16 protein-coding genes are annotated in these 17,587 nt (G+C 71.1%); 4 read left to right on the top strand and 12 right to left on the bottom strand.

Annotation, left to right across the window (positions count from 1 at the left end; genetic code table 11):
* Positions 1–583: 583 nt before the first annotated feature.
* The 7 genes from pheA to ACFVT5_RS26850 all read right to left on the bottom strand — a co-directional run bounded on the left by pheA (position 584) and on the right by ACFVT5_RS26850 (position 8,212).
* The gene (gene pheA, locus ACFVT5_RS26880) at positions 584–1,519 is read right to left on the bottom strand and encodes a prephenate dehydratase (RefSeq protein ID WP_389893139.1); all 936 of its coding nucleotides are present in this window, start codon (positions 1,517–1,519) and stop codon (positions 584–586) included.
* Between the two features lie 67 nt (positions 1,520–1,586).
* On the bottom strand, positions 1,587–2,942 hold the full coding sequence (gene efeB / locus ACFVT5_RS26875) for an iron uptake transporter deferrochelatase/peroxidase subunit (protein WP_389893136.1): 1,356 nt from the start codon (positions 2,940–2,942) through the stop codon (positions 1,587–1,589).
* Between the two features lie 6 nt (positions 2,943–2,948).
* Positions 2,949–4,994, bottom strand: coding sequence for a copper resistance CopC/CopD family protein (locus tag ACFVT5_RS26870; RefSeq protein WP_389893133.1), 2,046 nt, complete (start codon positions 4,992–4,994; stop codon positions 2,949–2,951).
* A gap of 100 nt (positions 4,995–5,094) precedes the next feature.
* A complete protein-coding gene (locus ACFVT5_RS26865; RefSeq protein WP_389893130.1) occupies positions 5,095–5,613 on the bottom strand; it encodes a copper chaperone PCu(A)C in 519 nt (172 codons plus the stop codon).
* On the bottom strand, positions 5,610–6,263 hold the full coding sequence (locus ACFVT5_RS26860) for an SCO family protein (protein ID WP_389893127.1): 654 nt from the start codon (positions 6,261–6,263) through the stop codon (positions 5,610–5,612). The genes ACFVT5_RS26865 and ACFVT5_RS26860 overlap by 4 nt, the downstream gene beginning before the upstream one ends.
* A gap of 139 nt (positions 6,264–6,402) precedes the next feature.
* Positions 6,403–7,194 (bottom strand): YcnI family protein, encoded by a 792-nt coding sequence (locus ACFVT5_RS26855; protein WP_389893124.1) that lies wholly within the window; start codon positions 7,192–7,194, stop codon positions 6,403–6,405.
* Between the two features lie 91 nt (positions 7,195–7,285).
* On the bottom strand, positions 7,286–8,212 hold the full coding sequence (locus tag ACFVT5_RS26850; RefSeq protein ID WP_389893121.1) for a hypothetical protein: 927 nt from the start codon (positions 8,210–8,212) through the stop codon (positions 7,286–7,288).
* Between the two features lie 227 nt (positions 8,213–8,439).
* On the opposite strand from ACFVT5_RS26850, the gene ACFVT5_RS26845 reads away from it, so the two are divergent.
* Positions 8,440–8,898 carry an ATP-binding protein gene (locus ACFVT5_RS26845; protein WP_389893118.1) on the top strand — a complete coding sequence of 153 codons (459 nt, stop codon included), beginning with the start codon at positions 8,440–8,442 and terminating at the stop codon, positions 8,896–8,898.
* A 71-nt stretch (positions 8,899–8,969) separates the two neighbouring features.
* Here the strand turns inward: ACFVT5_RS26845 and ACFVT5_RS26840 are convergent, their stop codons facing one another.
* Entirely contained in the window at positions 8,970–10,049 is a 1,080-nt protein-coding gene (locus ACFVT5_RS26840; protein ID WP_389893115.1) for a tetratricopeptide repeat protein, read from the bottom strand.
* A gap of 21 nt (positions 10,050–10,070) precedes the next feature.
* Between ACFVT5_RS26840 and ACFVT5_RS26835 the strand changes: the two genes are divergently transcribed.
* On the top strand, positions 10,071–10,241 hold the full coding sequence (locus ACFVT5_RS26835; protein WP_389893112.1) for a hypothetical protein: 171 nt from the start codon (positions 10,071–10,073) through the stop codon (positions 10,239–10,241).
* A 62-nt stretch (positions 10,242–10,303) separates the two neighbouring features.
* Here ACFVT5_RS26835 and ACFVT5_RS26830 read toward each other — a convergent pair whose 3' ends face one another.
* A complete protein-coding gene (locus tag ACFVT5_RS26830; RefSeq protein WP_389893109.1) occupies positions 10,304–11,803 on the bottom strand; it encodes an aminopeptidase P family protein in 1,500 nt (499 codons plus the stop codon).
* Between the two features lie 174 nt (positions 11,804–11,977).
* Complete coding sequence (locus ACFVT5_RS26825) at positions 11,978–13,408, bottom strand: PP2C family protein-serine/threonine phosphatase (protein ID WP_389893106.1); 1,431 nt, start codon at positions 13,406–13,408, stop codon at positions 11,978–11,980.
* Between the two features lie 575 nt (positions 13,409–13,983).
* Here ACFVT5_RS26825 and ACFVT5_RS26820 point away from each other — a divergent pair.
* Together ACFVT5_RS26820 and ACFVT5_RS26815 are read left to right on the top strand one after the other, a co-directional pair.
* Positions 13,984–14,673, top strand: a complete 690-nt coding sequence (locus ACFVT5_RS26820) for a bifunctional DNA primase/polymerase (RefSeq protein ID WP_389893103.1) — start codon at positions 13,984–13,986, stop codon at positions 14,671–14,673.
* Between the two features lie 56 nt (positions 14,674–14,729).
* On the top strand, positions 14,730–15,467 hold the full coding sequence (locus ACFVT5_RS26815; protein WP_389893100.1) for a hypothetical protein: 738 nt from the start codon (positions 14,730–14,732) through the stop codon (positions 15,465–15,467).
* Positions 15,468–15,704: 237 nt separating this feature from the next.
* Here the strand turns inward: ACFVT5_RS26815 and ACFVT5_RS26810 are convergent, their stop codons facing one another.
* Both ACFVT5_RS26810 and ACFVT5_RS26805 read right to left on the bottom strand, forming a co-directional pair.
* Positions 15,705–16,667 (bottom strand): DUF5926 family protein, encoded by a 963-nt coding sequence (locus tag ACFVT5_RS26810; RefSeq protein WP_389893097.1) that lies wholly within the window; start codon positions 16,665–16,667, stop codon positions 15,705–15,707.
* Positions 16,668–16,942: 275 nt separating this feature from the next.
* Positions 16,943–17,572, bottom strand: a complete 630-nt coding sequence (locus tag ACFVT5_RS26805; RefSeq protein WP_389893094.1) for an ATP-binding protein — start codon at positions 17,570–17,572, stop codon at positions 16,943–16,945.
* Between the last annotated feature and the right edge of the window lie 15 nt (positions 17,573–17,587).

The following is a 17,587-nucleotide window of genomic DNA, read 5'->3' as shown; positions in this document are numbered from 1 at the left end:
CGGAATTGTTGGGGTTTTTGAGGGCAATCAAATGTGCCGTCGCGCAGGAGGTGGGGATATCGGGCGGCGGTGGTTGTGAAGGAATCGGGCGGCGTCAATAAAGGACGGCCATTCCTTCGAACCGGGGTCATGTGATGCGATGCCTTGACCGGATTCCCTTGTGGGGAAGGGGACTTGACGCGTTCCTCGGTTCGGTTGTCCACAGGGCTCCGTGCCGTTCGGAGAGTTATCCACAGGCTGTGTGGAAGATCTGTGGATGGCGGAGGTGATCGTTCCGAAAGCCGCATGCGGGACGAAGGATTCCCGGTTCAAACCGTACCCACACCCGCTTTCGGGTGGAAATGGTTCGCTCCAAAGAGTTGATCAAGGGAAAAGAGTGGACGAGGGGTGACGTGCGCAACTGTGGACGGAGTTGTGGACTCTGGGCCGATTTGTCGACCATGTCGTACTTCGTTGTCGACTTGTCCCCAGGTCGAGATGCTCGACTGTGGATAACTTCTGTGGATGACGAAAATAGGCAGGTAAGACCGGTGAGCCCGACAGGCAGATCCGAGGGATCCGACGAACCCGGTGGCCAGGGGTCCTAGAAGCGGCCGTCCTGGCACCGCGTCAGCCAGTCCGACGCCTCCGTGAACGCGCGGTCCGACGTCCCCGGCCGCGGCGGGCCCACCTCGTCCAGGGCCACACCCGCCCGCGGATACGAGCCGAGGAACCGCACCTGAGGACAGATCCGCTTCAGACCCATGAGGGCCTCGCCGACCCGGCGGTCCGTGATGTGTCCCTCGGCGTCGACGGAGAAGCAGTAGTTACCGATGCCCTGGCCGGTCGGGCGGGACTCGATCCGCATCAGGTTGACGCCGCGTACGGCGAACTCCTGGAGCAGTTCGAGCAGGGCGCCGGGGTGGTCGTCGCCGAGCCAGATGACGACCGATGTCTTGTCCGCGCCGGTCGGGGCGGCCGGGCGGGCCGGACGGCCGACCAGCACGAAGCGGGTCTCGGCGTTCGCCGCGTCGTGGATCTCGGTGACCAGCGGTTCGAGGCCGTAGGTGGCGGCGGCGAACTCACCCGCGAAGGCCGCGTCGTAACGGCCCTCCTGGACCAGGCGGGCACCGTCCGCGTTCGACGCGGCGGATTCCCACAGGGCGTCCGGGAGGTGGGCGGCCAGCCAGTTGCGGACCTGCGGCTGGGCGACCGGGTGGCCGGTCACCGTCTTGACGTCGTGCAGCGCGGTACCGGGCCGTACCAGGAGCGCGAAGGCGATCGGCAGGACCACCTCGCGGTAGATCATCAGCGGCTCGCCCTTGGCCAGCTCGTCGAGGGTCGCCGTGACCCCGCCCTCGACGGAGTTCTCGATCGGGACCAGCGCGCCGGCCGCTTCCCCGCTGCGGACCGCGTCCAGCGCGACCGGGACCGACACCATCGGCACGAGTTCACGCGTGGCGGCTTCGGGGAGCGTCCGCAGAGCGGCCTCGGTGAAGGTGCCCTGGGGACCGAGATACGTATACCGGGTGGCCGACATACGGTCACCCTAATGGGCTCCGGCAGGTACCGGTTCACGCTGCCGATCCGCGAAGCCGTCCCCCGACCTACCCCTCCAGCAGCCGCTGCCCCACATACCCGCCCTTCTCCGCGCCCCCCGGCACCGCGAACAGGCCGCTCGCCTCATGACGGATGAACGGGGACAGCGCGTCGCCCCGGTCGAGCTTGCGCTGCACCGGGACGAAGCCCCGGGCCGGGTCCGCCTGCCAGCAGACGAAGAGCAGACCCGCCTCCGGCACCCCGTCCGCGTCGAAACCGTCGTGGAAGGAGAACGGCCTGCGCAACATCGCGGCGCCGCCGTTCTGATCCGGACGGGTGATGCGCGCGTGCGCGTTGATCGGGACGACCAGCGTGCCGTCGGCCCCGAGTTTGTCCAGGTCGGGCTCGGTCGTCTCGGACCCACCCGTCAGCGGCGCACCGTCCGACTTATGGCGCCCGATGATCCCTTCCTGGCCCTTGACCGACAGCTTCTCCCAGTCGTCGAGGAGCATCCGGATCCGGCGCACCACGGCGTACGAGCCCCCCGCCATCCAGACCGGCACCTCGCCGCCCGGCTTTTCCGGTACGAAGATCCGCTGCTGGAAATCGGGGTCGGACGGCTTCGGATTCCTCGTCCCGTCGACCTGACCCATCAGATTCCGCGTCGTCATCGGCCGCGCGGTCGCCCCGTGCGAACGGTTGAACCCGTTCATCTGCCACCGCACCCGCGCCGCGCTCCCCGCCTCCTTCTGGAGCGCGCGCAGCGCGTGGAAGGCGACGAGGGAGTCGTTCGCGCCGATCTGCACCCATAGATCGCCGTTGCTGCGCGCCTTGTCGAGATGGTCGGACGAGAAGTCGGGCAGCGGATCGAGGGCGACCGGCCGCTGCTTCTCCAGACCGGTGCGGCCGAAGAAGCTGTGCCCGAAGCCGAAGGTCACGGTCAGCAGGGACGGCCCCGCGTCGCGCGCCACCTCTGTGTCCCCGCTCAGAGACTCGCCCGCCATCAGCCGCTCCGCCACCGCCGACCAGCGCCGCAGCAGCGCCGTCGCCTCCTTGCGGCCCGCGCCCGGCGCGAGGTCGAAGGCGATGAGATGACCCGATGCCTGCATGGGTGTCGTGATGCCGGCCTGATGTTTCCCGTGAAACATTGCTGTGTCCGCGCCAAGAGAGGTCAGCGGTGCGGCATCGGCCGTGTCGGCGGACCCAGAACGTGCCGCCGCATAGCCCGTGGCACCGCCCGCCGCCCCCAGCGCCAGGCCCGTGGCACCGGCGGTCCCGAGCAGCTGGCGCCGGGAGATCCGGGAGCCGGGGGCCGGGGCATCGGTGCCGAGCGCCGGGGCGTCGGTGCCGTCGCTGGACGGGGATACCGGGGTCGAGGACCCGGCGCCGGTCGGCGCGGTGGGGGTCTTCGCAGGGTCCGCCATGGTCGTTCAGCCGATCTTCGCGTTCTTGGTCACGGTCACTTGGTCGATGTCGGAGGTACGGATGGTCACCGCGATCTGCCAGTCACCGGCCATCGGGAGCTGGACGCCGCCTGCGCTCCAGTGTCCGGTGGCGATGCGGTCCGGGACGACCGGCAGCGGACCGATGTCCTTCGCCTTCAGCGTGAAGGCGACCTTCACCTCGGGGACGTCGAACCCGCTGCCGTTCGGGCGCTCGACATAGAGGTGCATGCCGTTGCTGCCGACCCGGCCGGGCGCGAGGTCGATGACCACCGTGCCCTTGCCGTCCTGCGCGCCGGTGTCGAACGGCACCCGTAGCGACAGGGGTCCGGAGTCCGAGGAAGCCGCTTGGGTCACCCGCGCGGCCTCCTCCTCGGTACGGCCCGGCTCGGTGGAGGTCAGCACCGTCGTGACGGCGAGCAGCACGACGGCGACGGATGCCTCGGCGAGCACCGAACGGCGCAGGCCCGAGCGCCCCGGATCGGCGTCCCGGTCCCGCTTGCGCCGCGCGGTGGCCAGGGCGGTGCGCTGCCGGGCGAGCTGGGCGGAACGGGTCGGGTCTACGGGGGTATCGGAGTCGGCGGAGGAGTGGGAGTCGGAGTCGGTGCGGGCGTCGGGTGCCGGGTCCGAGGTGGACGCCGGGTCCGAGGTGGCCGGCACGGTGACCGGTTCGGCGGGGCGCTGTGCCACGACCGTCGCCCGCTCGGCGCCGGCCGTCTCCGCGGCCTCCGCTGTCTCCGCCGTCTCCGACAACCGTGCCGTCCAGCGGCGCGAGAACCACGCGATGCCGACCACCACGGCCACCAGCCCGACCTTGATCAGCAGCAGTTGGCCGTACCACGTGCCGGTGAGCGCGGACCAGGAACCGACCTGACGCCAGGACTGGTAAAGCCCGGTCGCGGCCAGGGCGACCACACTGCCGAACGCCACCCGCGAGAACCGGCGTACGGCCGTGGCCTCGATGAACGGTGCCCGGTACAGGGCGACGAGCAGCGTGCTCAGCCCACCGAGCCAGGCGGCGACCGCGAGCAGATGCAGAACGTCCACGGGCATCGCGAGCCCGGCCTGGATCCCGGTCGAGGCGTGCTCGGCCATGGCCCAGGTCGCGGCGAGTCCCGCGGCCACGACCACCCCGCCGATACCGAGCCCGAACGCCAGATCCCGTTGCGGAACACTCCCCTCGGCACCGTCCCCCGAGGGGTCGCCGGACGATTCACCGGACGACTTACCGGCCGAGTCACCGGTCTCGCTCGCCCCGCGGGCGTACGCCCCGAACAGCACCGCGATGAACAGTGCCGCCGCGGCGAGCAGCAGCAGGCGCGATACGAGGGCCGCGCCCGTCTTCGTCTGGAGTACCTGGCCGAGCAGGTTCAGGTCGAAGATGTCGGCGACCTTGCCGGACCCGGTGTAGGAGCCGCGCATCAGGAGCATCGACAGGGTGGCGGCGGTCAGCGCGACCCAGCCGGAGACCACGACCCGCTGGACGGGCCGCACCCCCGCGCCCCGGGGCCAGCACCCCAGCACGAACGCGGCCCCGCCGACGAGCAGCACGAATCCCGCGTACGACACATAGCGCGCGGCGCCGTAGAGCGTGCCGACGACCCCGCCGCCCGCGGCTTCGGACGGCAGGTCCACGGTGGTCTTCGACGGCGCCCCGATCGAGAACGTGTACGCCCCCGAGACGGGGTGGCTGTCGGCGGACACCACCTGATAGGTGACCGTGAACGTGCCGTCCGGCAGCCCCGAGTGCAGGGCGACGGCGTAGGTGTCGTTGCCGAGGGACGCCGCCTTGCCCTTGTCGACGCGCTTGCCCGACGGATCGAGCACCCGGAGGGAGTCGTCGGCCAGCGCCACGTTCTCGGAGAACGTGAGCGACACCCGGTCCGGGGCCGTGTCGACCACCGATCCCTGCTTCGGGTCGCTCCCGGTCAGCGCGGCGTGCGCGGAGACCGGCGCGGCAGCGGCGAGAAGCGCGCCGGTGACCGCGAGGAACAGCAGGAGCAGGTTCCGGAAGCGGGGAACGACGGTCCGCATCAACGTGCCCTCCCTCAGTTGGCCTTCATCAGTGGCGATTCATCCATCAGTGATTCATCCATCGGTGGTGCTTCATCGGTTCTGCTTCATCAGTGGTGCTTCATCCGTGGTGCTTCTTCGATGACGTCGGGTTGTACGTGGCTTCCCGCACCGGAACCTCGACCGTGACGGCACCGGCCTTCTTGAAGTGCAGGGTCACGGCGACCTTTTCGCCCTCTTTCGGCTGATGCGTCATCTTTTCGAACATGACGTGATTGCCGCCGCGCGCGAAGTCGAGGGTGCCTTGCGCGGGCACCTTGAACGAGGACTTCTCCACCATCGCGCCGCCGTCGGTGGAGGTGTGCAGGGTGACATCGGCGGCGAGATCGCTGGTGACGGAGGTCAGCTCGTCGGCGCCACCGGAGTTGGTGACCGTGAAGAACCCGGAGGCCATGTCGCCGGTCGGCGGCGCGGGAATGAAGGCGCCGTCGACCTTCAACTCGGGCTTGGCACCGGCGGACCCCGCATCGGAACCGGAATCGCTTCCGCACCCGGCGAGGGCAACCCCGGCCACCAGCACGAGGACCCCCGTACCGACCGCCCGGACCCCGCTAACCCTGCGGACCCCACGGAGACTCACGGGTTCTCCCCCTTGACGAGCCGGGGCAGATCCTTGGTGTAGTCGTCGATGGTCGTGGAGTCGCCGTCGTAGATCACGTACCCGGCGTCCGTCTTCGGTGAGAAGGCGATGACCTGCTTGCCGTGGACGGAGACGACCTTGCCGTTCTTGTCCTTCGACGGTGCGTCGATGGCGATGGCGAGCTGACGGGCACCGGCCTGGATGGTCGAGAAGTCGCCGGTCAGCCCGATGAACTCGGGGTCCTGCGCCTTGAGCCACTTGCCGAGCGAGGCCGGAGTGTCCCGTTCCGGGTCGGTGGTGACGAAGATGACCTGGAGCTTGTCCTGGTCGGCCTTGGGCAGGCTCTTCTTGGCCTGCGCGATATTGCCCATGGTCAGCGGGCAGACGTCGGGGCAGTTGGTGTAGCCGAAGTAGATCAGCGTGGGCCTGCCCTTGGTGGCGGCCCGCAGATCGAACTTCTCGCCCTTGGTGTCGGTGAGGACGAGATCCGGCTTGGTGTACGGGGAGTCGAGGACCGTGGCGACCTTCTGGTCCGTCTCGGACTCCACCTTGACGATGGGTGCGGAACTGTCGTCGCCGCTGCCGCACGCGGACAGCGTCAGGGTGGCCGCGGTCAGCAGGGCGGCGGCGAACAGGGTCTTCTTGCGCATACTGCATTCTCCAGGCGGACCCCCCGCGGTCCCCGGCCGGAGGGTGGTCCGGCCGGGGCCCGGTGGGATCCGGGACGTTCGAAGGAATCGAAGCGATCGAAGGGGTCGTTCGAAGGGAAAGGGACCGGAAGCGGGCGACTCAGCTCGCGGTGCCGGAACCGGAACCGGAACCCGAACCGGAACCCGTTTCGCCGGTGCGCCGACGGCCCGCGAACACCCCGTACGCCACGCCCAGGACACCGATCACGATGCCCGCGATGCCGAGGGCACGCGCGGTCGTGTCACTGCTGTCGGCCGAGGCGGACGCCGTCTCGGTGTGGTCGTCGGACCCGGACGTGGCGTCCTTGTCCGAGGCGGTCGTGGGGCTCGCGGCGGCGCCGCCGTGGTGGTCGTCGGACGCGGCGCTGAGCTGGAGGACGGGCGCCGGGTTCGCCGGCTCGTCCTGCCCCTCCTGCTGCGGCTCGATCCAGCGGACGACCTCCTTGTTGGAGTACGTCTGGACGGCCTTGAACACCAACTGGTCCGTGTCCTCGGGCAGCTGGCCGACGGAGAGCGGGAACTTCTGGAAGTAACCCGGCTCGATGCCCTTGCCGTCGGCGGTCCAGGTCACCTTCGAGATGTACTCGGAAATCTTCTTGCCGTGCAGCTCAAGGGGCTTGTCGAGCGCGCTTTTGGTGACGTCGGCCTTCCAGCCGGGCACGGGCTGCGGCATCACGGAGGCGAGCGGGTGGTCGCCGTCGAAGCTCACTTCGAGCTTGGTCGTCGACGCGTCGTCGCGCTCGTTGGGCACCTTGAAGTTGATCGTGGCGTAACCGCCCTTGGCGGCCGGGCCGTCCGGCTGCACGCTGACGTGCGCGAAGGCGGGGGCCGAGAACAGGAGTACGGCGGTCGCGGCGGTGGCGCCGACGACGGACACGCGGGACATCTTCATGGCAGAAAGCACTCCACTTTCAGCGGTGGTGACGGTGAGAGGGCGCGCGTGAGCACACGTACGCGCGCGTGCCGCGCGACAGGAGGTCGCGTCAGCCAGCGAGAACGAGAGCGGCGGCCCCGGCGGGCGGCCCTCGTCTGATCACCGAGTGCTGAAGTGCGGCGGTACGTGGCTTCGGTACCGCCCGTCGATCCGTACGCGGCACCTGCGGCGCCGCGTCGGGCGCGCCCGACAGTCCGGCGAGCAGGGCGCGTACAAGAGCGAACGCGCCGCGCAGGGCACGGACGAGCGCCCCTTCGGCGACTCCGTGCGCCGAGAGCCGGACGAGCCGGAACAGCGCGAGGTCGCCGCGGCGCAGCAGCCAGCCCGTGGCGAGCGCCGCGAGCAGATGCCCCAGCAGCATGGGCAGTGAGGGCAGCAGCGCCATGGCCGGCATGGACGCCATGGAGGACGCGGAGGCGTCACCCGCGGCCGAACCCGCCATGCCCGCCGAACCCGCCGTGCCCATGGCACCCATCGCGTCCATCGCCCCGGACGCGTGCCCCATGCCCGCGCCCGTACCGGATCCCGTTCCGGAACCCGCGCCGGCGCCCACGCCCTGTCCGCCGCCCACACCGGCGAGGAGGCGCCGGGCCTGGGCGGGTCCGATGGCCACCGCGCCCGCGCCGCACACCAGCCGTGCGGCCTGCTGCACGAGCGAGGCGTCGGACGGCCCGGCGGACGCCGAAGCGGCGGCGGTGCCGTGCTGGCCGAGCCCGAACAGTGTGTGCAGGGCGATCTGCCCGACCGCGAGCAGCGCCGCGACCCCCGGCAGGGAACGCGTGCGCCCGGCGAGCGGGACGACCACGGCGAGCAGGACGAGGAACCCGGCGGCGAGCGTCCACAGCGGGACCGTCTCGACGGAGGCGAGTTGGTGACTTGCCGCGGACAACGCGACGCAGACCGCGGTGAACACCGCGGCCCGCAACAGCCGGAGATCGAACCCGGCCCGTTCCTCGCGCTGGTGGGGGGCAGTCATGGCGGGGCCATCATCGCACCGGCCCCACGGGCCCCGTACGGCAGGTCCGGAAGGTCACGTTCTGCGGGGACACGGTCGCCGACACGGTCGCCGGTGGCGCCGCATACACCGACGCCATCCTGTTGCGCGTCCGCCGTATGGGCGGTATCACGTCCTTCGCGCGATTGCGCGTCGCCGGTTGCGGCAATACGTATCGGTATGTCGAGCCGCGGCCAGGAGGCTGGAGCATGAGCATCTGGTGGTCACTCCACTTGCGGCGCGACGCCGCGAGCGTTCCGCTCGCGCGGCGCCTCCTGGTCGGCACCATGGAGACCGCGGGTGTGGACCCCGATGTCTCCTACGACCTGTCGGTCGCGCTCAGCGAGGCGTGCGCCAACGCCGTCGAGCACGGCGGTGCCGGTGCCCCGGGCGGCACCCCTGGCGCGTATCGCGTGACCGCGTATCTCGACGGCGAGAAGTGCCGTATCGAGGTCGCCGACTCCGGACCGGGCTTCCCCGGCGCGGGCCGTGTCCGCGCCAAGGCCGTGCCGGCGCCCGAGGACGCCGAGCACGGCCGCGGTCTCGGTCTCATCCAGGAACTGGCGGACCACGTCCACTTCGCCAACAAGCCGGGCACGGGCGGCGCCGTGGTGAGCTTCGACAAGATCCTCAAATGGACGAAGGACCCGTCACTCCTGACGGCATGACCCGCCCCCACGGCCAACACCACTCCATGGTCCCCACGGCGTGACCCCGTTGGCGCTCCTTCCGGTACTCCCTAAGACGGAAGATGCGGTTCCAGGTCCCGGTCGATCCGCTGCCACCGCATCGCCGCCACCGTCCACGGATGCGTCCCGCCCAGCCGGTGCGTGAACGCGTCGACGGCCCGCCCCCGCAGCCGCTCCGCCTCCGCCGTGCCGCCCAGCGAACGCAGTGTCACCGCCAGATTGGAATCGCCGATCACGGCGTCCGGGTGCCCCCTGCCGAGCACCCCGCCCAGGGTGTTCGCGCAGCCGCGGCCGAGCTTCTCGGCCTTGTCCAGCTGGTGCAGATCGGCGAGCGCGTTGGCGTAGGTCAGCAGGGCGCACAGCGTGCCGGGGTGCCGGGCGCCGAGGGTGTCCTCCAGCGCCCGAGCGGTCGACGCCGCCAGATCGTGGGCCTCCTTGAACGCGGCGGTGCCGCGCAGCCGTACGGCCAGATTGTGGGCGCACGTCAAGGTGTCCGGGTGCTGTGCCCCCCGCAGCCGGGTGAACTGGGGCAGCAGCAGACGCGTGCTCTCGCAGGCGCCCGCCGCGTCACCGCTGTCGGCGAGCAGGGCCGCCCGGCCCAGGGCGCAGGCCAGGGCTTCCGGATCCTTCTCGGGCTCCGGGAACCGGGCCGCGTACCCCTCCTTGGCCATCGCGGCCAGCACTTCGGCCTCGGCGACCCGCCCGGTCCTGCGCAGCGACACCGACAGGCTCGCGCGGGCCCGGAGCGTTTCCGGACCCTGGCCGCGTGGACCGGCCGCCAGGGCGGAGCGCAGGACCTCGACGGAGCCGTCGTAGTCCCCGGCCTCACGCAGATCGCGGCCCAGGGCCAGCGCCGAGTACAGCGCGGCGGGATGTCCGGGGCCGAGGACCGTGCCCCGCTGGGCGAGCGCGGCGCGGTCCTGTTCGGCGGCGCCCGTGAAGTCCCCGGTCAGCCGCAGCGACAGGGCCAGTGCGTCGGCCGCCGCGAGCGCCCGGTCGTGCTCGTCGCCGAACGCCGCGCGGAAACCGGCGTACGCCTCCCGGTCGAGGCGCAGGGCGTCGGCGAACCGGCCGAGCGGCTGGAGCGGACCGCCCTCGGCGCGCTCACCGAGACCCTGGGCGCCGATCATCCGCAGACGCTGGCCTGTGCCATGAACCTGTCCGTCACCCTTGCGGAGCTGGGCCGGGACGAGGAGTCCCGTGCCGTGCGTGCCGACTGCCGGACAAGGCTGGGCCGGACCCTCGGCGAGACACACGTCCTCACGGAGCGCGCGGGGGCCGGCCGCCGGGTGTCCTGGCACCTCGAACCACCCGGGTTCTGACCTCCGCCTCCGGCCTCCGTCGAGGATCGCTGGGGGGCCGGCCCTTGAGCTTCGAGTCGGGCTCAGCCCTTGAGCTTCGCCATCCACAGCTCGATCGCGTCCGAGCGGCGCGGCAGCCCGTCGGACAGATTCCGGTTGCCGTCCTCCGTGACCAGGATGTCGTCCTCGATCCGGACGCCGATGCCGCGGTACTCCTCCGGCACGGTCAGGTCGTCGGCCTGGAAGTACAGACCGGGCTCGACGGTCAGGCACATGCCCGGCTCCAGGGTGCCGTCGACATAGGTCTCGGTGCGCGCGACCGCGCAGTCGTGGACGTCCATACCGAGCATGTGACCAGTGCCGTGCAGCGTCCAGCGGCGCTGGAGACCCAGCTCAAGGACCCGCTCGACCGGCCCTTCGACGATGCCCCACGCGACCAGCTTCTCGGCGAGGACCCGCTGCGACGCGTCGTGGAAGTCGCGGTACTTGGCGCCCGGCTGGACCGCCGCGATGCCCGCTTCCTGGGACTCGTACACCGCGTCGTAGATCTTCTTCTGGATCGCGTTGAACCGGCCGTTGATCGGCAGCGTGCGCGTCACGTCGGCGGTGTAGAGCGTGTGCGTCTCGACGCCCGCGTCGAGCAGCAGCAGCTCGCCGGAGCGGACCGGTCCGTCGTTGCGGACCCAGTGCAGGGTGCAGGCGTGGGCGCCCGCGGCGCAGATCGAGCCGTAACCGATGTCGTTGCCCTCGACGCGGGCGCGCAGGAAGAAGGTGCCCTCGATGTAGCGCTCGCTGGTGGCCTCGGCCTTGTCGAGGACCTTCACGACGTCCTCGAAACCGCGCACGGTCGAATCGACGGCCTTCTGCAGCTCCCCGATTTCAAACGCGTCCTTGACCAGCCGCGCCTCGGACAGGAAACCCCGCAGCTCCTCGTCACGCTCACGGGTGACCTTGTCGGTGAGGGCGGCCTCGATCCCGGCGTCGTACCCGCGGACGACCCGCACCGGGCCGGTCGCCTCGCGCAGCAGGTCCGGCAGCTCGCGGACGTCCGACGCCGGGATGCCGTACAGCCGTCCGGCCTCGGTGAGGGAGTTGCGGCGGCCGACCCACAGTTCGCCCTGGCCGTCGAGCCAGAACTCGCCGTTCTCCCGGTTGGAGCGCGGCAGCAGGTAGATCGTCGCGGTGTGCCCGGCCGATGTGGGCTCCAGGACCAGAACGCCGTCCTCGGTCTGGTTGCCGGTCAGGTACGCGTACTCGACGGACGACCGGAAGGGGTACTCCGTGTCGTTGGAGCGGGTCTTGAGGTTGCCGGCGGGGATCACCAGGCGCTCGCCCGGGAACCGCGCGGAGAGCGCAGCGCGGCGGGCCGCCGTCTGCTCGGCCTGGGCGATCGGACGCAGGTCGTGCAGCTCGGTGTCGGCCCAGCCCGACCGCATGCTCTCGGCCAGCTCGTCGGACACGCCCGGATACAGCCCGTTCTTGCGCTGCTTGACCGGCTCGCCCGCCTCGTCGTCCGCGACCTCTGAGACATCCGGGTTCTCCGGCGAGACACCCGGGTTGTCCGGCGTGAGCTGCTCCGACACGGTCTTCCTCCTTGGATACGGCTTTGGACCCCCTCCATCGTACGGGCGTACGGAAGGGGGCACAGGGCCGGAAGACCCATTACGTATCCGATTATCGATCCGGGGATCCGGTTACCGGTCCGGTTCGCCGGGCCGTGGAGATCCGCGGCGGGTGGCCCCGCTCGCTCACTCGAATCACTCGAAGCGGGCGGCGAGCAGCACCACGTCCTCCTCGCTGCCGGGATCGTCGAGGGCGTCGGGCAGTACGCATCGCAGCACATGGTCGGCGAGGGCGCCCGGGTCGTCCCGCGTGCCGCGCGCCGCGCCGGCCGCCGCCGCGTGCAGCCGCGCGAAGGCCCGGTCCATCGGGTCGCCGGTGCGCTGGAGCAGGCCGTCGGTGTACAGAAGCACTGTTTCTCCGGGCTCCGGCTGGAGTTCCACGCTCGGCGCCTCCCAGCACGCGAGCATGCCGAGCGGCGCCGACAGGGACGTCTCGACGAACTCGGTGCGCCGCTCGCCCACGATCAGCGGCGGGCAGTGCCCGGCGCCGGCGAGCGTGATCTTCCGCAGTGCCGGCTCGCAGTACGCGAACAGGGCGGTGGCGCTGCGCGCGGGCTCGGTCAGCCGCAACAGCAGTTCGAGGTCGGACAGGACGGCGACCGGATCCTCGCCCTCCATCACCGCGTACGCGCGCAGGGAGGCCCGCAGCCGTCCCATCGCGGCGACCGCGCTGGGCCCGCAGCCGGTGACGGAGCCGACCGAGAGGCCGACCGCGCCCTCGGGCAGCGGCAGCGCGTCGAACCAGTCGCCACCGCCCCGCGCCCCGCTGTGATGCCGTACGGCCACCTGTACGCCGGGCACGCGCGGCAGCCGCGCGGGCAGCAGTTCGGCGGCGACGGTCGCCATCGTGGAGCGGGTCCGCTCCAGTTCGACCAGCCGGGCCAGGTGTTCGGTGGCATAGCGGGCGTAGAGGCCGATCAGATGGCGCTGGCGCTCGACCGGTTCGGCGGGCTCGTCGTACAGCCACACGGCGGCGCCGAGACGGCCCGCCTGCTCGGTCGAGAGCGGCAGCGCGTAACTCGCGGCATAGCCGAGGCGGTCGGCGACCTCGCGGTGGCGCGGGTCGAGCCCGTCGTCGGCGAGCAGATCGGGCTGCGCGATCTCGCGCTCGCCGCCCGGGAGTCCGGCCGGGGTGTCGAGCAGCCGTCCGTACGCGGTGGAGCGGCGCGGCACCGTCTCGATGTGCCCGAGGTCGGCGCGTGCCAGGCCCAGGCCGACCGTTCTGTCGGGGCCGAGCCGGTCGGCGGGTTCCAGGACGACCAGGCCGCGCCGGGCGCCCACCAGGGCGGCTCCGGCGCGCAGGAGTTCATGGAGCGCGTCGTCCAGGGTCGCCGTGCGCGCGAGCCGTTCGGTGAGTTCGTGCAGCGTGGTGAGGTCGGACACCCAGGCCGCGAGCCGGTCCTGGAGGACCGCGCCGGCGGGAGATCCGGCGAGGGGCCCGGCGGGGGACCCGGCCGACGGAGCGGACGAGGCGGCCGTTGGGGACGCGATCGGCGCGACAGTGTGTGCGGGCGCTGGAACCGATGAATCGATTCCAGCCACTTTCGGAAGCTGTGGGGCGGTCATGGTGTGCGACTCTCAGGCCGGTGCGTATTGCTCAATAGCATCGCAAACCCCCAGTCATTCTGCGCCGCGAGCATTGTCTCCACATCTACACGCACTGATGAGGAGATGTCCAGCATTGTCCTGCTGGGTTCGCCGATGTCTACGAGGCGCAGGCGGTTCTGGCAACTTGGCAAAAAACTGACCCTGGTAATGGCATATTGCGGTCGACTGGCATCGTTCGACAGAGCGTCATAGCGGTTGTGATGGGTACGTACTCGGAGAAGGCCGGGGGCGGTTGGGATCGTCCTGGAACCTGGCGACGGACCCGGGCGTCTTAACCACCAGTGACCGTGCCCCATCCTCCGTGGCGGAGGCGGCAAGAAGCAGCACGGGACGGCAAAGCGCCAGGCGCCGCCACCCCACGCCATGCCCATGCTTGAGACAGACGCACTATGGACGCAGCCAGAACGCTCGGCCCATAGGGGTTCCCCATGCCCACGGCTGGGGTGTGACGCGCCAGCATGTACGCACAGTGAAGTGATCGACACATGGTGTGATGAGGTCTTCGGCGTTTCAACGGAAAGGAACGAGCGCTCATGCGCGAGATCCTCGGAAAGGGACGCAGGCTCCTGTCCAGGCGCAACAGCCGTCGTGCCAACCGGCGTGACAACGGGAAGCCTGAGTTGATCAGCGCGGCCCTGACCTTCGCGGCCACTTGGCAGTGGCCCGTACTCCCGGGTGTGGGCACGGAGCCCCGCGGCGGTGGCCGCTGCGCCTGCCCCGACCCCGAATGCACGGTGCCCGGCGCCCATCCCTTCGACCCGGGGCTCCTCGCGGCCACCACCGACGAGCGCATGGTGCGCTGGTGGTGGAGCAACCGGCCGGCGGCGCCCATCGTCCTCGCCACCGGCGGCAACGCCCCCTGCGCCGTCAGCCTGCCCGCACTCGCGGGGGCCCGCGCGCTCGAAGCGCTCGACCAGCGGGGCATCCGGGTGGGCCCCGTCGTCGCGACGCCGACCCGCTGGGCCGTGCTCGTGGCGCCGTACTCCTTCGAGCAGTTGGGGGAGTTGCTGCACGCCAAGGACTTCGTGCCCGGATCCCTGCGGTTCCACGGCGAGGGCGGCTATCTCGCGCTGCCCCCTTCGGAGACGGGGCAGGGCCAGGTCCGCTGGGAGCGCGCCCCGCTGCCCGGCTCGGCCACCCCCTGGGTGCCCGATGTCGAGGCCGTCGTGGACGGTGTGGTGGACGCCCTCACTCGTACGGGTGTGAGCGCGCCGGAGTTGTAGGGGAAACGGGTGCGCGGGGCGTCTCGCGCACCCACCCCGCCGCTATCTTCGGGCCCATGAACCTTCGCCTGGTCACCCTCATGGGCGTGGTGACGCTCACGGTTCTGCTGCCCTTCGCGGGGGCGTCGGCGGGACCGCTGGGAGCGGCCGGGAACTCCGGTCGGGACAGCGGCCGGGACGGTGGCGGGTCGGCGGGTCGGTCGGCGCCGCGGGAGCGGCCGGAATCGGGCGCGTCCGGGCAGTCGGGATCGGGTTCGTCGCAACCGTGGCCGTCGGGGCGGCAGGCATCGGATGCGCGTAACGGGTCGGCCTCGGGGCCCGAAACACCCCGGACGCCGTCGTCGTCCCCCCTGTCCTCCCCATCCTCCTCCTCGCGTTCCTCCTCCCTCCTGACCGGGCTCGGTCTCACCAGCGGTGCGCGGTGCGGGCCGGAACTGGCTTCCCCGGACGGCCTGGAAGCGCAGACCTGTGTCCTGACCCAGGGGGGCGAGACCTGGGCGCGTACCTACTACCGGAACGCGACAGGGGCGGCCGTGAGTTCCCTGCTGACCCTGATGGCACCCGGAGGGCTTACCGTCCAGACGCATTGCACGGTCGGTACGTCCGACGATCCGGGGGCGTGCGAGACGCCACGGGGGCGCACTCGGGGGAGCGCGGAGGCGTATACGGCCATCGCGGAGTTCGCGGCTCCCACCGGGTCCGTGGACGGCGCGCACGGGGCCGTGAGCAGTGCGGAGAGTGGGCCGCTGCTGTTGCGCTCCGGCAGCAACTCGGCGGCGCCGGAAGCCCGTTGACGCGCGGGCGAGGGGGAGGCGCTCCGGGGGCGCGCGAGGCGTACGCGGGCGGGTGCCGAAGCGGGAACGTCAACGCCCGGTTGCTGGCGACGGGGGATGCACCAGCAACCGGGCTATCTAAACGGTAACAAGAGATCGGCGGTTCGCAAATTCGATCCCGCCTATTCGGACAGCGATTTACCTGCCCGCACGGGGAGTTGTGACCGGAGTCACCACCTCCGTCGGCTGACCGGTCGGTCAGCTGAGGGTCACCTGTCGGTTGGTGAGCCCCCCGCGCGCGCGGCGCTCGTCGCCGGTGAGCGGGGTTTCGGTGGCGAGGGCGACGGTGAGCCGCTCCGCGAACTCGGCGGCGGGCTTCTCGACGTCATCGGCGCCGACGCCCGTGGGCAGGTCCCACACGGGGACGGTCAGGCCGTGCGCGCGGAACGAGCCGACCAGCCGGGTGCCCTCGCCGAGCGACGACGTACCGGCCGCGTGCAGCCGCGCGAGCGCGTCCAGAAGCTGCTCCTCGGGGTACGGCATCACCCAGCGCAGATGGTTCTTCTCGGTGGTCTCGCACCAGTACGCGGCGTCCACGCCGGACAGCTTGGCGGTCGGGATGGCGGCGGCGTCGGCCCGCTCCAGGGATGCGGTGACCTCCGGTGTCGCGTTCTCGGCGTCCGGTACCCAGAACTCGAAACCGGGGTGTACGACCGGTTCGAAGGGGGCCTTCGGGTCGAGCAGGTCCTGGAGCCGGGGACCTTCGGCCGGAACCCGACGGCCCTGCACGGGGGTGCCCGGTTCGGCCGTCAGCGCGCGCTGGAGGGTGTCCGCGAGGTCTCGGCTGATGTCGCCGGACGACGTGTCGTTCTGGAGGCCGAGCAGGACCGAGCCGTCGTCGCGGCGCAGCGCGGGCCACGCCATGGGCAGGACGGTGGCGAGGGTGACCGAGGGGACGCCGTCGGGCAGCCCGTCCGCGAGCGTCAGTTCGACGGTGGCGGCCGGCACGAGTTCGCGCAGCGCCACCCAGTCGCCCTCGCCCGCGAGGCCCTCGAAGGGGCGCTGCACCAGCTCGGTGACGGCGTGCGACGCGGCGCGCCCGTGACACGCCTTGTAGCGCCGCCCCGATCCGCAGGGGCAGGGTTCCCGGGCTCCGACGACCGGGATCTCCGCGTCACTGACGCGCGGCTTGGCCTTGGTCTGGGGGCGCTTCTTGGCCATGGTGGATGTCTCCCGGTGACAGCTCGTGCGATACGGCGGCGAGCCTAGCCTCTGTGGGGGTCCGCGGGGGGACGAGGCTCGTGGGGGTGCCGGGTGGCTTCTTGAGGGACTTCCCGGGGGAGGGTGGGTGTGCGGTGGCGACGGCTACGGGTGCCCTGTTACGGGTGCCCTGTAGTGGTCGAGCGCGGGATGCGAAGCCGCGACGCCTGGTCCCCTGGTTTCTGGTCCTCTGGCCCCTGGTCCTCTGGTTCTCGCAAAGTCCAGGTGGTCCTTGCCTAGTCCAGGTCGTCGAAGGCGTCCGCGAAGTCCAGGTCCGGTATCCCCGAGACCGGTGGCGACGCGATCCGCGTCGCGAAATCGTCGCGGCGGCGCTCGGCGTGCACGTCGTCGTGCACGACCACCCACACCGTCACTTCGCCGCGCGCGTCGTCCCGTACCCCCCAGTCGTCGGCGAGCGCCGTGATGATGTTCAGCCCACGGCCGCCGTGCGCGGTCACCGACGGTGTGGCCGGAACCGGGCGGGTCGGACCGCCACCGTCCGTCACCTCGACCGTCAGCCGACCCCCCGTGTCGACGCGCCACGCGGCCCGGACATCCCCGTCCCCCGCCAACGCCTCACCCAGTGGCCGGCCGTGCCGACACGCGTTGCTGAGCAGTTCGGAAAGGATCAGAACGGCGTCGTCGATGACCGGCTCCGGCACCTCGCTGCCGCGCAACTGCGCCCGCATCCGGTGTCGTGCCTCCCCCACGCCCGCAGGACCATGAGGTACGGCCATGCTCGACGACGTGGGCACTTCCTGTGCCACCACCAACGCCACCCCCGAGACCTCCTTCGCCCCACGCCACGGTGTGAATGCCCCCGTGGACTGGACCGGAAACCGGCCAATCCCCGTGCGGTGACGCACTCGTAACGATCGAAC

It is taken from the genome of Streptomyces sp. NPDC058001 (assembly GCF_042886315.1).
In the GTDB taxonomy this organism is placed as follows: Bacteria; Actinomycetota; Actinomycetes; order Streptomycetales; family Streptomycetaceae; genus Streptomyces.
This window is presented reverse-complemented; position numbering and strand designations above follow the sequence as displayed.